This window comes from Streptomyces sp. NPDC038707 (assembly GCF_040636485.1).
Taxonomy (GTDB): domain Bacteria; phylum Actinomycetota; class Actinomycetes; order Streptomycetales; family Streptomycetaceae; genus Streptomyces.
This window is the reverse complement of record NZ_JBEZUP010000092.1, coordinates 1-1,962: the sequence shown is the minus strand read 5'-3', so window position 1 is coordinate 1,962 and position 1,962 is coordinate 1. Positions and strand designations below refer to the sequence as shown.

At 67.3% G+C, this 1,962-nt stretch carries 3 protein-coding genes; 1 reads left to right on the top strand and 2 read right to left on the bottom strand.

The window, feature by feature from the left end; translation table 11 throughout:
• The coding region (locus AB0E62_RS39925; protein WP_362206021.1) for a transposase at window positions 1-693 on the top strand (693 nt) is incomplete at its 5' end.
• A gap of 118 nt (window positions 694-811) precedes the next feature.
• Here AB0E62_RS39925 and AB0E62_RS39920 read toward each other — a convergent pair.
• Window positions 812-1,393 carry an XRE family transcriptional regulator gene (locus AB0E62_RS39920; RefSeq protein WP_362206018.1) on the bottom strand — a complete coding sequence of 194 codons (582 nt, stop codon included), beginning with the start codon at window positions 1,391-1,393 and terminating at the stop codon, window positions 812-814.
• A gap of 9 nt (window positions 1,394-1,402) precedes the next feature.
• Window positions 1,403-1,962, bottom strand: a 560-nt coding sequence (locus tag AB0E62_RS39915) for a transposase family protein (RefSeq protein WP_362206015.1), incomplete at its 5' end; no start/stop codon positions are given.

The window sequence follows — 1,962 nt, the reverse complement described above, 5'->3', positions numbered from 1 at the left end:
CTGCTGACCATGCTGCGTCGGGATGGAGCAGATGTGGTCCACCGAGGCCGGCCGTGGAGTCTGCCGCTGGAGGACAGGGTTCTGCTGGTCACGGCATACTGGCGCACCAATCTGACGTTGCGGCAGCTCGCCCCGCTGTTCGGCATCTCGAAGTCCACGGCCGGCCGGGTCATCAACCACCTCGGCCCCCTGCTGGCGCTCCGGTCTCGCGAGCGGTTCGCCAAGAACACCGTGCTCATCGTGGATGGCACCCTGGTCCCCACACGGGACCACACCATCGCCGAGCGGTCGAAGAACTATCGGTACTCCACCAACCACCAGGTCGTCATCGACGCCGACACCCGCCTGGTCGTCGTGGTCGGCCGGCCCCTCGCCGGGAACCGCAACGACTGCAAGGCATGGGAAGAATCCGGCGCCAAGGCCGCCGTCGGCAACACCCTCACGATCGCCGACGGCGGCTACCCGGGCACCGGACTCGTCATCCCGCACCGTCGCAAGCGCGGCCAGACCGAACTGCCAGCCTGGAAAGAGGAACACAACAAGTCCCACAAGCAGGTCCGCGCCCGCGTCGAGCACGTCTTCGCCCGCATGAAGACCTGGAAGATACTCCGCGACTGCCGCCTCAAAGGCGACGGCGTCCACCACGCCATGCTCGGCATCGCCCGTCTACACAACCTCGCCCTCGCCGGATAGGTCGCACGCGGCACGGTGGGCCGCTACGTCCGGCGACTCCAAGATCCTTAACGGGACAACCCTTAGGCCCGCCACGGACACAGCAAAGCTGAGAACTGCCGTCAACGGTTCGGTATGGCTAAGGTCTCCACTCTGTGCAGCCACGCCGAAGGTCACAACGCATGATCAGTGCAGCAACGTAGTAGACACAAGGAGTCTCGCCCGGGTTCGAGTAGCCGTGCACGGCGTCGGCCGGGAAGTAGGCCGAGTCCCCCACCAGCAACTCTGTCACCGCCTCACCGACGGTCAGCCGCAGTGTCCCGCCTTCCACGAAGACGTACTCATGGGAGCCGCTGGCGTAAGCGGGATACTCCCCGGCATCGCAGTGCGGAGGCAGCACGGAGCGAATCCATTCGAAGTTCACCCCGGGCACCACCGGTGACAGGATCGTACGCCACCATCCCCCGGGCTCCTCGACGACGTCCTGATCGGCCGCACGGCGCACCAGAACGGGCTCGGGCTCGGTGAGCAGACAGGCAGCCGTCACCCCCAGCCCTTCCGCGATGCGCGCCAGCACCAGGACCGTGGGCGCCTTCCGTCCGCGTTCCACCGAGGACAGCATGCTCACGCTCACCCCCGCCCGGTCCGCGACCTCCTGGAGCGTCAGGGACTGACGCAGCCGAAGCTCCTGAATCCGGCTTCCCAGTACCGCAAGAGTCATTGAGCTTTTTCAGCGTTGCCGCTCCAAGGCGAGGACCGCAGCAGCGATGACCGTCATCCGGTTCGGACTGCAGCGGCTTCGGCGGAAGATCCGCCAGGACTTCAGCCGGGCGACACCTCGTTCGACAGGAGCACGAGCATGGGCGAGTGCCCGGTTCAGCGTCCGCTCGGTCGGTGACAGTTCTCCGTTGGGCGGGCGGCGGATTGCGGTGGTGACCCAGGCGCCGGCCCCGATGTAGGCGCGGTCGGCCACGATCGGGACGCCTTGGCGTTCGCAGATCCGGATGATGCGGTGAGTGCGGGCGGCGGTCAGATCGTGAGCGCGGCCCGGCAGTGCCGGCGAGATCCACAGCAGCCGGCCTTCGGGATCGGTAACGACCTGCACGTTCACGCCGTGGCGCCGGTGCTTGTGGGAGTAATCGGTGCGTCCGTCGCCCAGGCGGTCGCACTCGCTGAGCGTGCCGTCCAGGAGCACGTAGTCCGGATTGTGCTCGCGCAGGGTCTTGAGCAGTCCCGGCGCCCGGTCCGCGAGGAGTCGCACGACCGCGGAGGTGTAGGCGTGGGCCGTGC